13 protein-coding genes, 3 tRNA genes and 1 pseudogene are annotated in these 17,574 nt (G+C 66.6%); 7 read left to right on the forward strand and 10 right to left on the reverse strand.

Annotation, left to right across the window (positions count from 1 at the left end):
- Nucleotides 1–4: 4 nt before the first annotated feature.
- The 4 genes from ACN27F_RS13190 to ACN27F_RS13205 form a co-directional block, all read right to left on the reverse strand.
- Nucleotides 5–1,099 carry a diacylglycerol/lipid kinase family protein gene (locus ACN27F_RS13190; RefSeq protein ID WP_421433658.1) on the reverse strand — a complete coding sequence of 365 codons (1,095 nt, stop codon included), beginning with the start codon at nucleotides 1,097–1,099 and terminating at the stop codon, nucleotides 5–7.
- Nucleotides 1,100–1,143: 44 nt separating this feature from the next.
- Nucleotides 1,144–1,228: transfer RNA gene (locus ACN27F_RS13195), tRNA-Arg, on the reverse strand.
- 323 nt (nucleotides 1,229–1,551) lie between these two features.
- Nucleotides 1,552–1,636, reverse strand: a tRNA-Arg gene (locus ACN27F_RS13200).
- A 323-nt stretch (nucleotides 1,637–1,959) separates the two neighbouring features.
- A tRNA-Arg gene (locus ACN27F_RS13205) sits at nucleotides 1,960–2,044 on the reverse strand.
- Between the two features lie 216 nt (nucleotides 2,045–2,260).
- Between ACN27F_RS13205 and ACN27F_RS13210 the strand changes: the two genes are divergently transcribed.
- Nucleotides 2,261–3,259: a bifunctional lysylphosphatidylglycerol flippase/synthetase MprF gene (locus ACN27F_RS13210; protein ID WP_421433659.1), complete on the forward strand. Its 999-nt coding sequence runs from the start codon at nucleotides 2,261–2,263 to the stop codon at nucleotides 3,257–3,259.
- Nucleotides 3,260–3,341: 82 nt separating this feature from the next.
- Nucleotides 3,342–3,506, forward strand: a complete 165-nt coding sequence (locus ACN27F_RS13215; protein ID WP_421433660.1) for a hypothetical protein — start codon at nucleotides 3,342–3,344, stop codon at nucleotides 3,504–3,506.
- A gap of 341 nt (nucleotides 3,507–3,847) precedes the next feature.
- Here ACN27F_RS13215 and ACN27F_RS13220 read toward each other — a convergent pair whose 3' ends face one another.
- Nucleotides 3,848–4,645, reverse strand: a complete 798-nt coding sequence (locus ACN27F_RS13220; protein WP_421433661.1) for an AfsR/SARP family transcriptional regulator — start codon at nucleotides 4,643–4,645, stop codon at nucleotides 3,848–3,850.
- 1,003 nt (nucleotides 4,646–5,648) lie between these two features.
- Between ACN27F_RS13220 and ACN27F_RS13225 the strand changes: the two genes are divergently transcribed.
- The 4 genes from ACN27F_RS13225 to ACN27F_RS13240 all read left to right on the forward strand — a co-directional run bounded on the left by ACN27F_RS13225 (nucleotide 5,649) and on the right by ACN27F_RS13240 (nucleotide 10,191).
- Nucleotides 5,649–7,190: an MFS transporter gene (locus tag ACN27F_RS13225; protein WP_421433662.1), complete on the forward strand. Its 1,542-nt coding sequence runs from the start codon at nucleotides 5,649–5,651 to the stop codon at nucleotides 7,188–7,190.
- A gap of 16 nt (nucleotides 7,191–7,206) precedes the next feature.
- Nucleotides 7,207–7,899: a TetR/AcrR family transcriptional regulator gene (locus ACN27F_RS13230; RefSeq protein ID WP_421433663.1), complete on the forward strand. Its 693-nt coding sequence runs from the start codon at nucleotides 7,207–7,209 to the stop codon at nucleotides 7,897–7,899.
- A 230-nt stretch (nucleotides 7,900–8,129) separates the two neighbouring features.
- A complete protein-coding gene (locus ACN27F_RS13235; protein ID WP_421433665.1) occupies nucleotides 8,130–9,341 on the forward strand; it encodes a cytochrome P450 in 1,212 nt (403 codons plus the stop codon).
- Between the two features lie 19 nt (nucleotides 9,342–9,360).
- On the forward strand, nucleotides 9,361–10,191 hold the full coding sequence (locus ACN27F_RS13240; RefSeq protein WP_421433667.1) for an alpha/beta fold hydrolase: 831 nt from the start codon (nucleotides 9,361–9,363) through the stop codon (nucleotides 10,189–10,191).
- A gap of 247 nt (nucleotides 10,192–10,438) precedes the next feature.
- Here ACN27F_RS13240 and ACN27F_RS13245 read toward each other — a convergent pair whose 3' ends face one another.
- The 4 genes from ACN27F_RS13245 to ACN27F_RS13260 form a co-directional block, all read right to left on the reverse strand.
- A complete protein-coding gene (locus ACN27F_RS13245; protein WP_421433668.1) occupies nucleotides 10,439–12,646 on the reverse strand; it encodes a hypothetical protein in 2,208 nt (735 codons plus the stop codon).
- 5 nt (nucleotides 12,647–12,651) lie between these two features.
- The gene (locus ACN27F_RS13250; protein ID WP_421433669.1) at nucleotides 12,652–13,008 is read right to left on the reverse strand and encodes a PadR family transcriptional regulator; all 357 of its coding nucleotides are present in this window, start codon (nucleotides 13,006–13,008) and stop codon (nucleotides 12,652–12,654) included.
- A gap of 134 nt (nucleotides 13,009–13,142) precedes the next feature.
- Nucleotides 13,143–13,763: a class I SAM-dependent methyltransferase gene (locus ACN27F_RS13255; protein ID WP_421433670.1), complete on the reverse strand. Its 621-nt coding sequence runs from the start codon at nucleotides 13,761–13,763 to the stop codon at nucleotides 13,143–13,145.
- Between the two features lie 80 nt (nucleotides 13,764–13,843).
- Nucleotides 13,844–14,632, reverse strand: a complete 789-nt coding sequence (locus ACN27F_RS13260) for a hypothetical protein (protein WP_421433671.1) — start codon at nucleotides 14,630–14,632, stop codon at nucleotides 13,844–13,846.
- Between the two features lie 297 nt (nucleotides 14,633–14,929).
- On the opposite strand from ACN27F_RS13260, the gene ACN27F_RS13265 reads away from it, so the two are divergent.
- A complete protein-coding gene (locus ACN27F_RS13265) occupies nucleotides 14,930–17,104 on the forward strand; it encodes an ATP-binding protein (protein WP_421433673.1) in 2,175 nt (724 codons plus the stop codon).
- A 367-nt stretch (nucleotides 17,105–17,471) separates the two neighbouring features.
- Here the strand turns inward: ACN27F_RS13265 and ACN27F_RS13270 are convergent.
- A pseudogene (locus ACN27F_RS13270) lies at nucleotides 17,472–17,537 on the reverse strand (hypothetical protein); the annotation flags it as partial.
- Between the last annotated feature and the right edge of the window lie 37 nt (nucleotides 17,538–17,574).

Consider the following 17,574-nt stretch of genomic DNA (forward strand, 5'->3'; position numbering starts at 1 on the left):
GGTTTCACCCCGTACCCGGGGCGGATCGGACCCGGTCGAGTCGACCGGCCCGGCAGAACACCGGTAGCGCTCGCGGCAGCACTTCCAGCGTCACGCTCGGCCAGATCCTCGGCAGCAGTTCGCCGTCGTGCTCGAACCACAACGGGTCGCCGGCTGTGTTGCTGATCGTGATCTGGCGGCCCCGCGCGTACACGGTCCCGAGACGGTCCAGGTGCTGCGCGGTCCGGGTCAGCTCGGGCACGTCCGCAGGTGCGATGTCGTCCCCGATGACGCACACGTCGAGCAGCCCGTCGTCGAGAACCGAGTACGGCAGCACCTCGTACTGACCACCACGGTGCCGACCGCCGCCGACGTTCGCCAGCACGGTTCGTCCTTCATGCACGATCTGGCCGTCGACCGTGACCCGGCCCGGGTACGCCGAGAAGCCCGCAGCTGCGCACGCCAGGGCCACCTGGTAGCGGGACCGGCCGGTCAGCGGTACGTCGGGCGCGAACCGCAACGCCTTGGCGATCAGGCCCGAACAGGCACCCAGCATCACCAACTCGTCAGTCTCCACGAGCCGGCAGAGGTCGAGCTTTCGCACCTCCCGGCCGATTCGATCAGCTGCCGGTTCGGTCTCATCCGGTCCGGTCCCGGTTGGTCCGGTCCCGGTTGGTCCGGTTGCGGCACCACCGGTTGCGGAGGGCGACAGCGCTGCTGTCACCGCGTCCTGCCAGGGCAGGTCACCCCACTGGGCGAGGTAGTTGGAGTTGCCGGTGCCGGCTGGGATCACCAGCAGCGTCGGTACCGGGCCCGAACTGCCCGGATCACCACTGCCGGTGGCGCTGACCGGCGCCAACCGGGTCGCCGCGACCAGGCCGGAGACCACCTCGCGTACCGTGCCGTCACCGCCCACCGCGATGATGATCTCGGGTCGGGTGGCTTCCGGGCGGGCCACGGAATCGTGCGCCACCGCCGATGCGTCGCCGGGCCCCGAGGTCCAGTGCACCTCGACGCGTAACAGGAACTGCCGGCACCGGGCGGCCAAGTCCGCCACCGTCTCCGGACTGTTCGTACCGGCCGCCGGATTGGCGATAATCAGGGCAAGACGGTTAGCCATCTCTTCTCGTGGCATCGCAACTCTTCTCCGAACGTAACCGGTTGCGGAGAGGGCAGGATTCGAACCTGCGTGGGCAATGCCCGACCGAGTAGACCCCGGCCCCCAATAGACCACTTCGGGTACCTCTCCCCATCGATCACTCAACCCCAGAATCCGGCCAACACCCGCGACCATCAACTCCGGCCTCGCTCTCGATGACACCAATACTGCAACCACCCACTGACCACACACTGACCACCCACTGACACCCCAAAACCCAGCCACCACCACCCCAAACAACGCAACGCAACAAAAACTGGCCCCACCGAAACGACAACCGTCGGCACACCGGCCAAGACTCAAAAAGACCAACGAACAGCGCATCACACACGCTCACGACACGGCCGCCACGGCCAAACCGGCCCACCGGCGAAATCAACCACCACAAAATCTCACCCAGAGATCAGCAACTGCGGAGAGGGCAGGATTCGAACCTGCGTGGGCAATGCCCGACCGAGTAGACCCCGGCCCCCAATAGACCACTTCGGGTACCTCTCCCCATCGATCACTCAACCCCAGAATCCGGCCAACACCCGCGACCATCAACTCCGGCCTCGCTCTCGATGACACCAATACTGCAACCACCCACTGACCACACACTGACCACCCACTGACACCCCAAAACCCAGCCACCACCACCCCAAACAACGCAACGTAACAAAAACTGGCCCCACCGAAACGACAACCGTCGGCACACCGGCCAAGACTCAAAAAGACCAACGAACAGCGCATCACACACGCTCACGACACGGCCGCCACGGCCAAACCGGCCCACCGGCGAAATCAACCACCACAAAATCTCACCCAGAGATCAGCAACTGCGGAGAGGGCAGGATTCGAACCTGCGTGGGCAATGCCCGACCGAGTAGACCCCGGCCCCCAATAGACCACTTCGGGTACCTCTCCCCATCGATCACTCAACCCCAGAATCCGGCCAACACCCGCGACCATCAACTCCGGCCTCGCTCTCGATGACACCAATACTGCAACCACCCACTGACCACACACTGACAACCCACTGACACCTCGGAGAAGCCGGTTCTTATCAGCCTCGATGCCCTCTAGACTGAAGTCGAGGCCAGCGGTGTACTCGATGAGGTACTCCACGGACAGGAGCATGAAGTGACTGGCATCCTCACCACCGGAAATCCCGCCCTGCACGCTATTCGCACCTACACCTCGGCAGAGAATCCGAGCTCCTTCCTCGCGGTCAGCGAGGGGAACCGGTACTTCCAGCTGCCCGGGCACGAAGGAGTGATCGTCTACCGCCGCTCCGGACGCTTCCTCGTCCAGTTCGGTGGCCCGTTCGCACCCGCGGCCTCCTACCGGCCGCTGCTCGACGGGTTCGTCGCCATGGCCCGGGAGGAGGGCCTCGAAGTGGTGTCGGTGCAGGTCCAGCAGGCCGACGCGCCGATCTACGCGGATCGTGGATTCACCGTCAACCAGGTCGGCGCCTCGTGGGCGCGCAGCCTTGCGGACTTCTCCCTCCGAGGCACGAAGTTCATGCAGTTGCGCAACAAGATCTCCCGGGCGCTACGGGCCGGACTGGTCATCTCAGAAGCGACGGACGACCGCTGGTTCCCCGCACTGCGCGAGATCGACCAGGTCTGGCTACGCGACAAGGGTGAGCACGCGCGGCCGTTGGAGTACCTGGTTGGGCAGTACGGTGACGCGATGCAGCCGCACCGGCGCATGTTCATCGGCTTCATCGACGAGGCACCCGTTGGCTACATCTCCTACTCGCCGGTGTTCGGTAGCCGGTCGGGCTGGATGCACGACCTCAGCCGGCGGCTGCCGAGCCGACTGCCCGGCATCATGGAAGCGATCAACGTGCATGCCATCGAGACCTTCCGCACGGAGGGGTCCGCCTGGCTGCACTTCGGGTTCACACCGTTCAGCGGGCTTCGTCGCGAGTGCGAGCTGCCCGGACACGACCGTGGTTTCCGCCGGTTAATGGAGTTGCTGTGGCACCACGGCGAGGCGGTCTACCCGGCGCAGTCACAGCTGGCTTACAAGGACAAGTGGGCTCCTGACCTGTTCGTACCGGAGTACGTAGCCTTCCACGGGTCGGCGAGCATCGCGGGCTTCGCCCACATCTTCCGGGCGTCGAACGCCTTCTGACTCCGGTACGACGGTCCGGTACGACAGCTCGGGTACGCACACCGCAGCTGGCATCCAGCCAGCGCCACCACTGGAGGAACCGATGACGGATGACAGGCAAGCCCAGCTCACCGCAGCACTCGGCAGGGTCGCCGAACTGTTCGCCGCGATCTGCGGAGCACCGGACGATCTAAAACTCGCAGCCCAGGCGGACGAGGCGCTGGTCGCGGTCAACCGGCTGGACCCGGAATCGCCGGCTGACAGCTGACGCGACAGCCTGGGCCCAGCAGCAGGCCAGGACGGCGCACCGAAGGCAGGTGACGTAGAGCGCCCCCGGGGTGAGGCTCACGTACCTCACGGGAGTTCGTGAGGTACGTGAGCCTCACCCCGGCGCGACTCCGGGGCCCAGCATCCGTCAAGGCAGCGACACGGTACGGAGTGGGCCCGATCAGGGCGATGGCACGCGAGTGCAGTAGCGTAATGCGGCTCGCCATCCGCCGAACGAGATATCGTCCTGCGTCTGCCGAGGATGTGCACGTCAATGGAGACAGCCCGGCGGCGAGAGCATCGTCCGCGCGGCGCGGTCGTCGTGCCCGGCGAACCGCGCTGTCAGCAGACCCGCTCGCGGAGATTGAGGTGGCCTTCTCTGAGTCGCAGTTCCGGGTCATGCGAAAGGATGGCTCGCTCGTGGTGGCGCAACATCGGCGACGGATCAACGCCGAGTTCCTCGGCCATTCGGTTACGCATCCACTGGTAGACACTGAGCGCGTCTGTCTGTCGGCCGCACCTGTACAGCGCCACCATGAGCTGCTCGCACAGCCGTTCGTTGGGCGCTTCGGCCCGTACGAGAGCGGTCAATTCGGGCACAATGTGCGTGTGCCCACCGAGCTGAAGCTCGGTGTCGAAGAGAAGTTCCAGCGCCGCGATCCGGGACGCCTCGATTCGGGCCGCCGCGGCTTGAGCGGTCAACCCGATAGTCACGCCGCCGAAGACTGGGCCGCGCCACAGCGCCAGGGCCGCCCGCAGCCGATAGGCGGACTCGGCGGGCCGCGACATGGCCAAGGCTCTGGCATCGTTCAGTGACGACGTGAACGTCATGGCGTCGACGCTCGCACCGTCCAGCACGAGACGATAACCGCTGGCCTGTACCTGCAGCCGCGACGTCGCCCGCCCGGGCTCGATCGACTGAAGCTTGCGCCGTAGCCGACTCACGTGCGCCTGCAGCGCGTTCTCTACCTGATCAGGCGGATTGTTGCCCCACAGCTCGGTTATCAGCGAGCCGGTCGAGACCGCCTGCCCCTCCGCAGCGAGCAGGGCTGCCAGCAGCACGCACTGCATCCCGCTTCGGAAATGAATCACCTTGTCCCTGGATCCGACCGTCACTCTTCCCAGGATCCAGAATTCCATGTCAATCCCTCCCGCGCGTTCACTTGCCGGCCACATCGAAACCAGTGTTGAACAACAACTCCGAATCGGAGGAGTAATTGACTCAGACGAGACGACATCCCTTCCGCAAGGCGATCCTAGTTCCGCTCCCCAGTAGAGGCTAGCGGTGGAAGTTGCACTCGTCAATGGTATTAAACATTGCTACAGCAGATCGATTGACGGATAGAAGACAGAACGACAACGGACGCAGGACAAGTCAACCGCCCAGCTAGCCAATGAGCTGACCACCGGCGGCAACAGCCACGGAACATAGGCACAACACTGCCGCACCCAACACGACGGTCAATTACGTGCCAGGTAGCCACGGCTCGATGACCAAACTGCGTTATGCACAACGAGCAACGACCTCTTGCGCCGGTAACTATTTCGGCCGACGAAGCATCGGCCACCACCCACCCCCGACAAGTTCACCTGCCACCCAGGTCACACCACGCCCGCCCGGCCCGCAAGGACACCACGCACACTGACCCACCTCTACGCAACACAAGCCATACGCAGCCACACCGACACTGAAAGTGATCATGACTCCCAATCCCCAGTGGTATGGATCACATCAGGATGTGTCCTTATACTGACAAACAGTCAGAAGTCCACCAGCGCACAAGGCTGTGGATGCATCGGATCGCTCAGCTGGGCACGAACGGCAATCAGGCGGATCCACGAAACGGATCAAAGGAATGCAGTCGGCCTGCTGACTTCCGACCGCCAGAACCTCGCGCAATGTTGCTGTCAGCGAACAGTTGGGGGCTCCTGTCGGAATCCCGGCCCAACAAGCCGTCGACACTCCAAATGATCCGGGCTAGTCACTTTACCCAGGACGTAATCGACAGAACGGACCATAACCACCAAGATAGCCGGGAAGAGTCCGCCAGCGGCGACAACCCGGTCAGACATCTACCGACGGCACTGGCACATCAACCCTGACAGGGTCGCCGGTCACGCGTCGGACAGCAGCGGTGTGGACATGGCGGGCGGCGACGCTCCGGGCGGCAGTCGTCGGGTGCACAGCCGCCACGAGTTTCGTCGAAGGGAGGTAGAGATGTCGGGAACGGTGACATCCGCGGACCAAGTCGAGGCCACGCGATCCGGCGGGCAGGCAACGGGTGCCGGGCCGCGCTGGGTTGTGATGCCTATCATCCTGGCTGCGATCTTCATGGTCGCGCTGGATTTCTTCATCGTCAACGTCGCGATCCCGTCGACCCAGCGCGACTTGGAAGCAAGTCCGGCGGCAATTCAATTCATCATTGCCGGTTACTGGCTGTCACTGGCCACTGGATTGATCATCGGTGGCCGCATCGGTGACATCTACGGCCGACGCCGCGTCTTTCTCATCGGGCTGGCCTGCTTCACCGCGTCCTCCGCCGCCTGCGGTTTGGCACCGACTGCGGACTTCCTGGTTGCCGCCCGAATTGCACAAGGCTGGTCAGCAGCCTTGCTGATGCCGCAGGGGCTGGCGATTCTCGGCGTGGTCTACGCAGGAGCAGCACGCGCACGTGCCTTCACTGCCTACGCCGTCACGCTCGGGCTGGCATCGGTCTGTGGGCAGCTGATCGGCGGCCTGCTCATTGCAGCCGACATCATGAACCTGAGCTGGCGAAATTGTTATCTGGTGAATGTACCGATCGGCGTAGTGACGTTCTTTCTCACCTTACGATTCGTACCCGAATCCCGGGCGGGAGCCAGCAGCAAACTCGACTTCATCGGCACCGTACTGGTCGCTGCGGGACTGGTCGCGCTCGTTCTGCCGCTGGTCGAAGGGCGGGAGCGCGGATGGCCACTCTGGACCTGGCTCATGCTGGCCGCCTCCGTTCCGGTCTTGGCCGCCTTCGTCCGATACCAGAGCATGCTCCTCGCCCGATCCGGGGGACCGCTGATCGACGTACGGCTGTTCCGGGAGCGAGCCTTCAGCGTGGGGTTGATCGTCACGATGCTGTTCAACATGCTAATGGGGTCGTTCTTCCTCTTCCTCGCAATCTACCTGCAGGAGGGCCAAGGGATGACACCGCTCGAATCGGGGATCATCTTCACTCCGATCGCCGCGGGATACTTCCTCACCTCGCTGTACGCCGAGGCGGTATCCCGGCGTATCGGACGACACGTCCTGACGGTCGGCTCGGCGGTCATGTTCATCGGGCTGTCGATCACGCATCTGATCGTCAGCGGGCTCGGGACCGGCGGCCGGACCTCGGTCCTGGTGCCTGGCTTCGCACTCGCGGGCGCAGGCATGGGGCTCGTGCTCGCCCCGTTGACCAACACCGTTCTCGCCAATCTCGATCCGGAGTACGCCGGGGCGGCGTCTGGCGTACTCGCGACCTCGCAACAGGTCGGCGGTGCGGTAGGCGTGGCCATCGTCGGTGTGATCTTCTACAACCGATTGGGCGGTTCATCGGATCCGGGCGGCTATCCGCCTGCGTTCCTGGCTGGTTTGGTCTGGCTACTCGGATTCACGATTTTGATTGGTATGTTGGTTCAATTCCTTCCCCGGCATCGGCCGGAAGTTCCCTAGGAGATTGGAATCTCATATGACACGTGACGACCGCGATGGCCTGAAAGTGGCTGATCAGGTCAAGAGTGAGGCATACACCCGTTTGGCCCGCAAGGGAACTGCCGCATTACCGCTCGCGAACATTGCCGCCGATCTCAAGGTCGACCCAGCCGAAGTGCATCGCCACTTCTCCGACCCGGCGCACCTTTTGACGGCGATGATCCTGGATGCCTATCAAGACATGGGCGACGCCGCCGAGTACGGTGCCAAACAGGCAGTTGGGCACGGTCCGCTCAGCCAGTGGGTAGCCACCTGCCGCAGCATCCGCGAATGGGCCATGGCGAACCCCGAACGGTACGTGCTGATCTGGGGTCCCCCGCAACCGGACTACAGCGCCCCTGCCGAGACGATGGTCGTCGGCGCACGCGCCGCCACGATCCTCATCAGCCTGCTCAGGCAGGCTCACGATGCCGGTACGTTGACCGTGTTCGACGACCCGACGATGAGTGAGGGGATGCAGCGGAACGTGGATGCCCTCGCCGAGGGCTTTCTTGCCGGCCTGCCACCAACCACGATAGCCCGGACCCTGGTGGCGTGGACTCAGCTGCTCGGCATGGTCAGCTTCAGTGTGTACGGACACGTACAGGGTTTCGCCGCAGATCCGAACGCGTTCTTCGACCACGCCGCCGCCGCGATGGGACGCTTTGTCGGGCTGACCGCGTCGGGCTGACCGCGTGCTCCTGGCGCTCGCAACAGGATCGACGCGACTCGACCGTCGAGTCGAAGATCGCCTGCGCAGGTGCGCGATCCGGGGGCAGGAGACAACTCCTGTCCCCGTTTCGCACGCCGTCATCGCTTCCTGAGCCATCTGCGTGCCCTCGTTTGTGTCAGTAATTCGTCAGGTCGACGGATAACAATATGTCCACGCAAGTTGTCGTCACCCAGTGATGAGGAGTCGCGATGGACCTGCACGAACAGCAATGCGTACTGGATTGGCCCTTTCCACGGGCACACGACGGCACGGTCCCGGCGATCCTCGACGAGCTACGCAAAGACGTGCCATGCGCGGTAACGATTCCGGCTGGAACCGCCGAGGCCCGACGCGCATGGTTGGTCACCAGACACCCCGACGTGCAGCAGGCTCTGATGGACCCACGACTCAGTGCCGACGAGCTGCTGCCGGGAGCACCTCTCCGTATCCAGCTTCCACCGGGTGACCGTCCATCGTCCTTCCTGCGTATGGACGATCCGGAGCACAACCGACTCAGAAGCATGATCACGTCACAATTCACCGCGCGGCGGGTCCGTGCCATGCAGCCCGCTATCGAAGCGCTGGCGGAACGACTGCTCGACGACGTCGAAACCCGGCCACGCCCGGTCGATCTGCACGACGCGTTCTCCAGGAAACTACCGACGCTGGTCGTCGCCAACCTGATCGGTGTTCCGGACGAAGACTCATCGTTCTTCGTGGAGAAGACCAGGATGGTGATGTATCAGGACGATCCCGCGAAATCCTTCGCCGCCTACCAGGATATGTCGAACTATCTGGCAGAACTCGCCCAACGCCGGCAGCACGACCCGCAGGACGATCTCATCAGCCAACTGGTGGTGAACAATCTCGCAACTGGTGAGATCTCGCTCAACGAGTTGATCGGCATCGCGCGACTGGTCCTCGTCGCCGGTCACGAGACGACGACCAACCAGATTGCCCTCAACACCCTGAGTCTGTTGCTCGACGCAGATCTACTCAAGTCGGTGCTTGCCGACGACGGAGCGCGGGTACCGCAGTTCATCGAAGAATCGATGAGATTTTGGTCGATCTCACAGGACGCCATAGTTCGACTTGCACTCGAGGATCTGGAACTCGGCGGCCGACAGATGCGTAAGGGCGACGCCGTCGTCATATCCATACCAGCCGGGAACCACGATCCCAAGGTCTTTCCGAATCCGCGTCGGATCGATATTCAACGGAATACCCAGGAGCACTTGCAATGGGGAATTGGGCCACACTATTGCCAAGGTGCACCGCTCGCCCGGCTGGAAATGGCAATCGCGGTGAAGTCCTTGTTCGCGCGGTTCCCGACACTGCGGCTGGCCACCGACAGACCTGAGACGCTCTTCCGCCGAAACACCGTATTCCACGGCCTGGAATCACTGCCAGTCGAGTGGTAACAACGACACGGAGGATACAATGCCGTTTGTCAAAGCAACCGATGGTACCAACATCCACTATGTAGACAGTGGTGCCGGTCGGCCCATGGTCCTGCTGAGCAGCGCCGCGATGGGTCTTCAGATGTGGGACCGGCACCTACCCCTACTGGCCGCCGCCGGCATCCGGGTCGTCGCCTACGACCGTCGTGGTCACGGCAGATCCGACTGGCCGTGGGACGGCTACGACTACGACACCCTCGCCGACGACCTGGCCTGCCTGATCGAAGGCCTCGGGCTGACCGAAGTCACCCTGGTCGGCAACGCGATGGGTGGTGCCGAACTGGTGCGCTACCTCGCCCGGCACGGCGCTGACAGGGTCCGTCGGGCCGTGCTGATCGCCACCGTCACCCCCACCCTGCGTCGCTCACCGGACAACGCGAGTGGAATGACGGCCGAGGAGTTGGAACACGTCCTGACCGCCCTGCGGGTGGACCGTCCCCGATACTTCACCGAGATCGCGACCCCCTTCTACGCCGGTGTCGATGCCGCGCCTGGCGATGTCCCGCTGTCGGCGGAGTTCATCCGATGGTTCAGCGACCAGGCGTTGCAGTGCTCGAGCCGAGCGACGATCGAGTCGAATCGACTGCTGTTCACCAGCGACCTGCATGAGGATCTCCCACATGTCACGGTCCCGACCATGGTGATCCACGGTGCTCGCGATCCGATCGCCAGGCTGGCGGAGTGTGGCGAAGCGACTACCGGTCTGATCAAGGACAGCCAGCTCGTCGTCTACGACGACGCTTCCCACGGCTTGGCGGTGACCGCCGCCGATAGGCTCGTCGCCGATCTCCTTGCCTTTGCCCGCGACTGACCGGTCGCCGGGACAGTCGGCACACCCGACTGTCCCTCCCAGCAGGTGAACTGGACACCGGCCAGCCATCGGGTATGACCCGAGGTCGGCCGGTGTTCAGCTTCTGGCCCGTCGGGGCCCGGCCCACCGGTTTTCCGCTACGGCAGCTGCTTCGTCTCGTCGACGGCGGCCCGTCGCGGTGAGCCCCGGCGGTTCGAGCCGCCTCGGACCGCCCGCCGCCTCGGACGTTGCCGCATTCCACAGCGGCTCAGCCCAGCGGGAGCTGGGCGACCGCCGGGTCATTTTCGGCGGCTGGTGATGGTGATGGTCTGGCTCGGTCGAGGCGGGTCGCGGCAACGTAGCCGATCAGCAGGCCGACGGTGATGGCACCGGGTAGGTAGGGCACACCGTCGTAGGCTCGCCCGTACTCCATCGGGAAGAGCACGAGCAGGGACAGGACCATGCCGACGATCACGATGGCGGGCGTGACGAGGAGGCCGACGACGAGCAGCGGCGGGGCGAGGAGCAGGTGTTGCCCGAGGCGTCGGGGGGAGGCGGGTCGGCCGCGGATCGCGGCGATCGCCCAGGCCGCTACGGGGACCGCCGATGCCAGAGGCACCGTCGTGGAGAGGAAATCGATCATGGGCCGTTGTCCATTGAGCGTGGGCTCGGGAGAGTACTGGTAGTAGAGGACGCCGCCGATCGCCGTTGTCAGTGCGACAGCGGCAGGCAGCCGCCAGAATGGTCGACGCGGCTGGCGACTGGACGTGGCCAGCACGCCCATGGCGGCGACGATCGTGAGTACGGTCGGCAGGCCGACCGCGACCAGCAGCAGGACCGGCGGTGCCGACACGTCCGGCACGATGTAGACCCGGGTGTAAAACCCGCCCGGGACGAGGAACGCGGCCAGCACGGTGATGGTGATGACGAGGCGGCGAGCGGGTGGCCGCCGCCGGGCCACGGCCGGGCGGGTCGAGACCGACCAGACGACGATGCCGAGGACGAGCCCACCCGCGGCGAGCCAGGGCAGCAGCCGGGGCGTCGTCCACCCGCCGCGTACCACTGCCATGTTGACCCCCACCAGTACGGCTGAGCCGGCCAGCGTCGGCAGCAGCGGCCGGCCACGGTAGGCGGCGGCGATGAGCAGGCACAGCGCGGCGCAGACGATGCCGGTCAGCTGAAGCTCGTGCATCCACACCCGTCCCTCCTCAGTCGACCACTGCGGCCAGCCGGCGGGCTGCGGGGGCAGCAAAGTGCCATCCGGCATCACCCGGCTGGGCCAGGAGTTCTGCACCCCGATGTTGGGCGTCAGATAGGCCAGCGTCACCGCCCAGGCGAGCACCGAGTAGATCGCGCCCGCCAGGGCGACCCGATGCCACCACGGACCACACGCCACAGCCGGAATCAGGCTGGTCGAGCGCTGGCCGGTCTGGCCAGGCGCGATCGGACCGATCTGGTCGGACGCGACCTGGCCGGACGCGACCTGGCCGGGCCCGGTCGCCGACGGCACAGCAGTCGCGGCAGCGGCAGCAGCAGCCGCGGCGGGGCCGAGCGGCCTGGCCAGCCTGATCGTGTGAGCCAGGGCCAGCACCACCGCGATGAACACGAGCCCAGGCAGGACCGGCAGGACGGCCTCGATCGGCAGCAAGTCGCGCGAGGTGCGGTAAGACAGTAGTGGAAAGGGCTCGCGGCTGAGGTAAGCGAGCCACCACCAGGGTCGCCCCGCCGCCACAGCCGGTGTCTGGGACGCCAGCAGCACCAGGGCATAGGTAGCGGCCAGCGTCAGCGCGGGAGCGGCGAGCCCGGCCAGGGCGATGGCCGACACCCGACGCGCCCGGCGGGACAGCACCGCGACACCCACCGCCACCGGCGGAAGCAGCACCACCAGACACGAAGCCACCACGACGGCGAACAACGCACCGTCCCACACCTGATTCGCGCCACGCGCGAGCACGTCGACAGCCAGCAGGCCCGCGATCACCGGTAACGTCGCCCACCCACACCCCGCCACACCGACCGGCCGGCCGACACGCCGCCGCAACAGCCGCCGGGCCAACAACGTGCCGACCACCGCCGCGAGGACGACATGAACCACGTAGTTCATGACCAACGAGGAGATGGCGGTGGCGGGCGTCGGGGGCAGCCAGCCGGTCAACGGCCCCAGCGAGCCCACCGCCGCCATCGCCACCACCAGACTGAGCAGCGGCGCGAGGAACAACCACCCCGCATGCGCCTGTACGGGTGAGGACCTACGCAGCCAGGACAGCACCCCGGAATCAGCACCCGGCGGACGGGCGAGCGCCAGACTGCCCGCGAACCGCACCTGCCGCCACATCCGTACCGGCGCGACGACACCGGCCTCGTGGCCGAGCGCGTGCAACTCGCCGGTCCACTCCCGACCCATCTCCTCGCGCAGGTACGCCGGCCAACGCCGCACCGCCACACCCAACAGCCACACCGCAATCCGTTGCGACACGACCCTCACCACCCCGGAACCGACGTGAACGTCGCGGCACCGGCCGCCCGCGTCCCACCCGCACCACGCGGACGCAGCTTCGCCCGCAGGGCCGCGAGCTCAGCACGGGCCGCTACCACCCCCTCCGGCGTGAGGCGGTGGTAGCGCCGGGCGGGCCGCCCTTCCACGCTGGGGTCGATGTCCTCCCAGTCCGCCCGCACCCAACCCGCCTCCTGCAGCCGGGTCAGGATCGGATACAGGGTGCCGCTGGGCTGGCCCGTGGCCTGCATGAGCTCCAGCCCGTACCGGCCGGTCTGCGGATCGTCGAGCAGCACTGTCAACACCTGAGCCACACTGGTGGTCATCCGGACACGTTCAGTCATGGGTGGGACCATACTCGGTCCTCTACATAGGGTCCATCCCTGATTCGGTTCAGTCACAGGTGCTGGCCCGTCCGCACGCACACGTACCGCCGCTGACCTCACCGTCGCTCCAAGACGGTTCGAGCTTCAGTACATCATGGATGAAGCGGGGCGGTGGCGCGGTAGAAGACGAAGCTGCTGAGGTGACCGAACCGGCCCCGACCGCGACCGTTCTCGGAAACGGCCGTCAGGCCTGCCCCCGACAGCGCGGCCAGCATCCGCTCGGGTCTGCTGGCCACCACTCGGGGATCACTGTGCAGCCGGCCCCTTCCGTGGCCAGGGGCCGTACCGTCGATGTCGACGAGGTGTAGCTGGCCGTCGGGGTGCAGCACCCGCCGGATCTCCCGCAACGCCCGGGTCCGTTCCTCATCGGCCAGGTGATGCAACATGAACGAGGACAGCACCCGGTCGACGCTGCCGTCGGGCAACGGCAAATCGTCGGCGAAGGCGACCTCGTACCGGATCGGGAGCCTGGCCCGGCCGGCCTTGCGCCGGGCCAGGCGCAGCGCACCCTGGTCCGGGTCGATGCCGACGGCGTCGACGTCCGGTTGTCGACGCCCGAGCGCCCGCAGCAGGTTGCCGATGCCGCAGCCGATCTCCAGAACGCGCTGACCGGGCCGGATGTCGGCACGGTCCAGCAACTGTTGGTGCACGCGCCCCGCACCGACGAGCCAGCTGAACGGGTCGTACAGGGGCAGCAACCAGTGCCGTCCCATGGCTGGCACCCGGGTAAACCCTGTTGACGAATGGTCCGACCAGACGGGCGGTCTGGTCAGACCCCAGATCGAAGGTGCTATTAACGCAACGGCCTGAGCGTGAACTCGTCGGTGACCGTGCCCGAAAACAGGGAACCGAGACGGCCCTCGACGACATACGTGCCAAGCGGAGTCACGGTCGCGGTCGTCGGGTTCTGCTCCGGTTGCGGCCACGGCTGCTGCCTGGCCGTGACTGCGGAGGCCCAACCGTCGGTTGAGCGCAGCACCGATACGCCCGAGGCGGCGGTGGAGGCAAGATGGTTGGTCACCACTGCAAGTGTGCCGTCTGGCCGCAGGGCCATCCCGTCCCCGCCAACGAGTGCGGTGTCGAGGTGGACCTCGGTCATCCGCTCCGGAGAAGCTACTGGGATGCGCCACAGGGCTCCCGTGTCGTACCGGACCACAAGAAGGTAACCGCCTGGATGCCAGATTATGCCGTTCGGCCCGACCCCGTCACGGCCCAGCCGCTCGTCGCGCAGCAGAAGGGTCGCGGTGCCGTCCCTGCGCACTCGATAGATCTCGCTGCTGACGATGTCGGTGACGTAGGCGTTCCCGCTCTTGTCGATCGCCAGATCGTTGGCGCCGTGGATGTATTCGGCGCCGCCCGGCACGGCCGACAGGTCGACGCGGTGCTGCAACGCACCGGACCGCAGGTCGAAGATGCCCACCCCCGACTGCCGCAGCCGCGTGGCCTCGCCGGAGCGTACGCCCACCCCCGGATCCTGATAGGCCACCAGGATCCGTTCACGGTGCGGGTCGACGTGCACACCGATGACCGAGACCATCACGCCGTCGTCGATGAGGGTGCGCACTGAGCCGTCGAGGCGCACGACGGAGACGGTGCCGTGGCGTACCGAACCGACGAGGAAGGCGTGCCGCAGCGGGTCCCAGGCGACCCCCTCGGGGTGCAGGCTTGGCGCCCGCGTTTCGATGACCCGCGGCGCCACGCCGGCGTGCGCCGCAGCCGGTGCGAGGGCGAAAACGAGCAACGCCAATGCCGTGGCGCGCGCCCGATGCCGAAGCTCGATCATTCTCGTACGGTAGGCCGGCCTCCCGGCGCGGGCAGGTGTCCGGGACGGACTTGGACGACTCGGGACGGGCGCGCGCCGATCTCGTATCCTCGGCTCGTGTCCGAACTTGACGCTGTGGCGTCGCTGCCGCAGATGCTGGCCGAGCTTGACCTGTTGCGTCGGCACGCTGCCACGGGCACGGGCAAGCTGCGTCTTTCCCTCTCGGACATCGCGAAGGCCAGCGGGATACCACGCAGCACACTGGCCTCTTATCTCAACGGCAGCACATTGATAACGGCCGATGCACTGGATTCGGTGGTGCTTGCCCTGGGCGTGACACCGCATGAGGCGCGCCGCTGGGCGACCGCGTGGGAGCGGATCAGTGCGGGACCGCGCACCCCGCCGGCCGTGCCGGTGCCGCACCAGGTGCCCGCCGACGTGGTGGGGTTCGTCGGCCGCGCGGCTGAACTGGCGGTGCTCGGCGGACCACCGGTCACGGTGATCTCCGGTCTGGCGGGAGTGGGCAAGAGCGCGCTGGCGATCCGCTTCGCGCATCAGGTGGTCTCGCGCTTTCCCGACGGGCAGTTGTACCTCGATCTGCGCGGTTACGATCCGGCGCTGCCGCTGGACGCCGACTCGGCGCTGGACTGCCTGCTGCGCTCGCTCGGCGCGTCGGTGCCAGCCGGGATCCAGGCGCGTGCCTCCGCCTATCGCAGCCTGCTCAACGGCCGGCGGATGCTTGTCATCCTTGACAATGCACGCTCCGCCGAGCAGGTGCGCCCGCTGCTTCCCGGCTCGGCGGGCAACACGACGATCGTGACGAGCCGTGACTCGCTGCCCGGGTTGGTCGCCCGTGATGGCGCTCGCCGTCTGGTCCTGGATGCGCTCACCGAAGCGCAGGCATACGACCTGCTGGCCGCGATGCTCGGGACCGGGCGAATCACTCAACGAGACGCGAGCGAGCTCAACCGGCTGTGCGCCGGGCTCCCGCTGGCGTTGCGCGTTGCGGCCGAGCGGATCGGGGCCCATCCCGCGCGCACCCCGGCCGGGCTCATCGAGGAGATCGCGCGTTGCGGGCTGGATGCGCTTGACGCGGGCGGCGATCCGCTCGTCGACGTGCGCACGGTCTTCTCGTGGTCCTACGCCGCGCTGAGCGCACCGGCCGCGCGGATGTTCCGCCTGCTCGGCCTGGTGCCTGGCCCGAGCGTGGCGGAGCCGGCGGTCGCGTGCCTGGCTGACACGACGGTCGAAACGGCTCGGCGTGCCATGGACGAACTCGTGCGGGCGCACATGGTCACCGCGGTTCCGCCGGTCGGATTCCGGCAGCACGATCTGTTGAAGCTCTACGCGTCGGAGCTGGCCTGCACCGACCCCATGTCGAGCGCTGCCCGCGCCCGTCTTCTTGATTTCTACCTGGGCACCGCATCAGCGGCGATGAATTTCATAGCGCCACACGAGCGACACCTGCGACCGCCCGCGCCCGCATCCACGTATGACTTCAGGGACAAGGCCAATGCACTGTCGTGGTTGGACACAGAGCGAGCCGGTGTTCTGGCTGCGGTCGACACCGCGCCGGACGCCTACGTCCACCGCCTGGCGGCCACGATCTGGCGTTACCTCGACACGGGCGGCCATTACACGCTCGGCCTGCGCCTGCATTCGCGTGCGCGCCTGGCCGCCCGTGCGCAGGGCGAGCCCGTCGCGGAGGCCATCGCCACGGGAGCCCTGAGCCTGGCCGAGTTTCGCCTGGGCCACCACGAGCGGGCGATGTACCACGCCCGGATTGCCGCCAGAGTCGACGATCCCGGCATCCGCGGACTCATGATCGTCCATCTGGCCGTACTCCACCTCGGCGCGGCCCGGCCGCTGCGCGCGCTGGCCACGGCGCGGCAGGCACTCACCCTGCTGGAGCGCGCGGGAGACCGGGCGAGCGCGGCCGTGGCGATGAGCAACATCGCCACCGCGCACGAGCGGCTGGGCTACGACGAACCGGCACTCGAATACTATCGCCGTGCCCGCGACACGTTCCGCGAACTGGACAACCTCGCCGGCGTCGGGCACGCCATCGCCAGCCTGGCGAACCTGCACGCCCGCCGCGGCGCCCACGCGTCCGCGCTCGCCAATCACGAGCAGGCCCTCGCGCTGTTCCAGGCGGTCGGCTACGCCGATGGCAGGGCCGCGGTCCTATGGGAGATGGCACGGCTGCACGCCCGCATGGGTGACATCCAATCCGCACGGACGCTGTTCGACGGGGCACGGGCAGCCAGGCACGCCATCGACCAGGCCGAGTGATCACACGGCGAGAAAGCGGGGAAACCTCAACTCGCCCCATGGACACGAACACGTAGATGGGCATCCGTTGACACAGCCGACGACACGTCGAGGTCATCACATGCTGCGCCGCCCCGGCAAGCCGAGTTGAACAGGCCGCGCCGCCCCGGTCGGCGTGGATCGTGTGCGGCTCGATCCCGTTCCGGCCGATCGCGTCGGCGAGGGGCGGTCGTTCGGGTACGCGGCGGCCGTGGCACGCAGGTCGGCGACGAAGGCAGCCGGCACGGCCCCGGAGACCCCATCGGGGGGTGACGCGCGGCCACGCGGACGACGCGCCCGGCGTGAACAGCACGCGCAGCAGGTTGCGCTCGTCCGGGGTGACGGCGGCCGGGTCGCCGGGCAGGGCAGCCCACAGCGGGGTCCAGGTGAGCAGCGTCCAGTCCGCCGAGAACATCGCGAGCGGGACGTCGCCCAGCCGGGCGGCGACCTGC

Origin of the sequence: Solwaraspora sp. WMMB335, from assembly GCF_049179075.1 — a bacterium.
Lineage (GTDB): Bacteria > Actinomycetota > Actinomycetes > Mycobacteriales > Micromonosporaceae > Micromonospora_E.

Excerpts from the sequence above, each read along its gene's own strand:
- ACN27F_RS13220 (WP_421433661.1), bottom strand. The coding sequence starts at position 4,645 with ATGGAATTCTGGATCCTGGGAAGAGTGACGGTCGGATCCAGGGACAAG.
- ACN27F_RS13250 (WP_421433669.1), bottom strand. The coding sequence starts at position 13,008 with ATGACTGAACGTGTCCGGATGACCACCAGTGTGGCTCAGGTGTTGACA.
- ACN27F_RS13230 (WP_421433663.1), top strand. The coding sequence starts at position 7,207 with ATGACACGTGACGACCGCGATGGCCTGAAAGTGGCTGATCAGGTCAAG.
- ACN27F_RS13235 (WP_421433665.1), top strand. The coding sequence starts at position 8,130 with ATGGACCTGCACGAACAGCAATGCGTACTGGATTGGCCCTTTCCACGG.
- ACN27F_RS13190 (WP_421433658.1), bottom strand. The coding sequence starts at position 1,099 with ATGGCTAACCGTCTTGCCCTGATTATCGCCAATCCGGCGGCCGGTACG.
- ACN27F_RS13215 (WP_421433660.1), top strand. The coding sequence starts at position 3,342 with ATGACGGATGACAGGCAAGCCCAGCTCACCGCAGCACTCGGCAGGGTC.
- ACN27F_RS13240 (WP_421433667.1), top strand. The coding sequence starts at position 9,361 with ATGCCGTTTGTCAAAGCAACCGATGGTACCAACATCCACTATGTAGAC.
- ACN27F_RS13225 (WP_421433662.1), top strand. The coding sequence starts at position 5,649 with ATGGCGGGCGGCGACGCTCCGGGCGGCAGTCGTCGGGTGCACAGCCGC.
- ACN27F_RS13255 (WP_421433670.1), bottom strand. The coding sequence starts at position 13,763 with ATGGGACGGCACTGGTTGCTGCCCCTGTACGACCCGTTCAGCTGGCTC.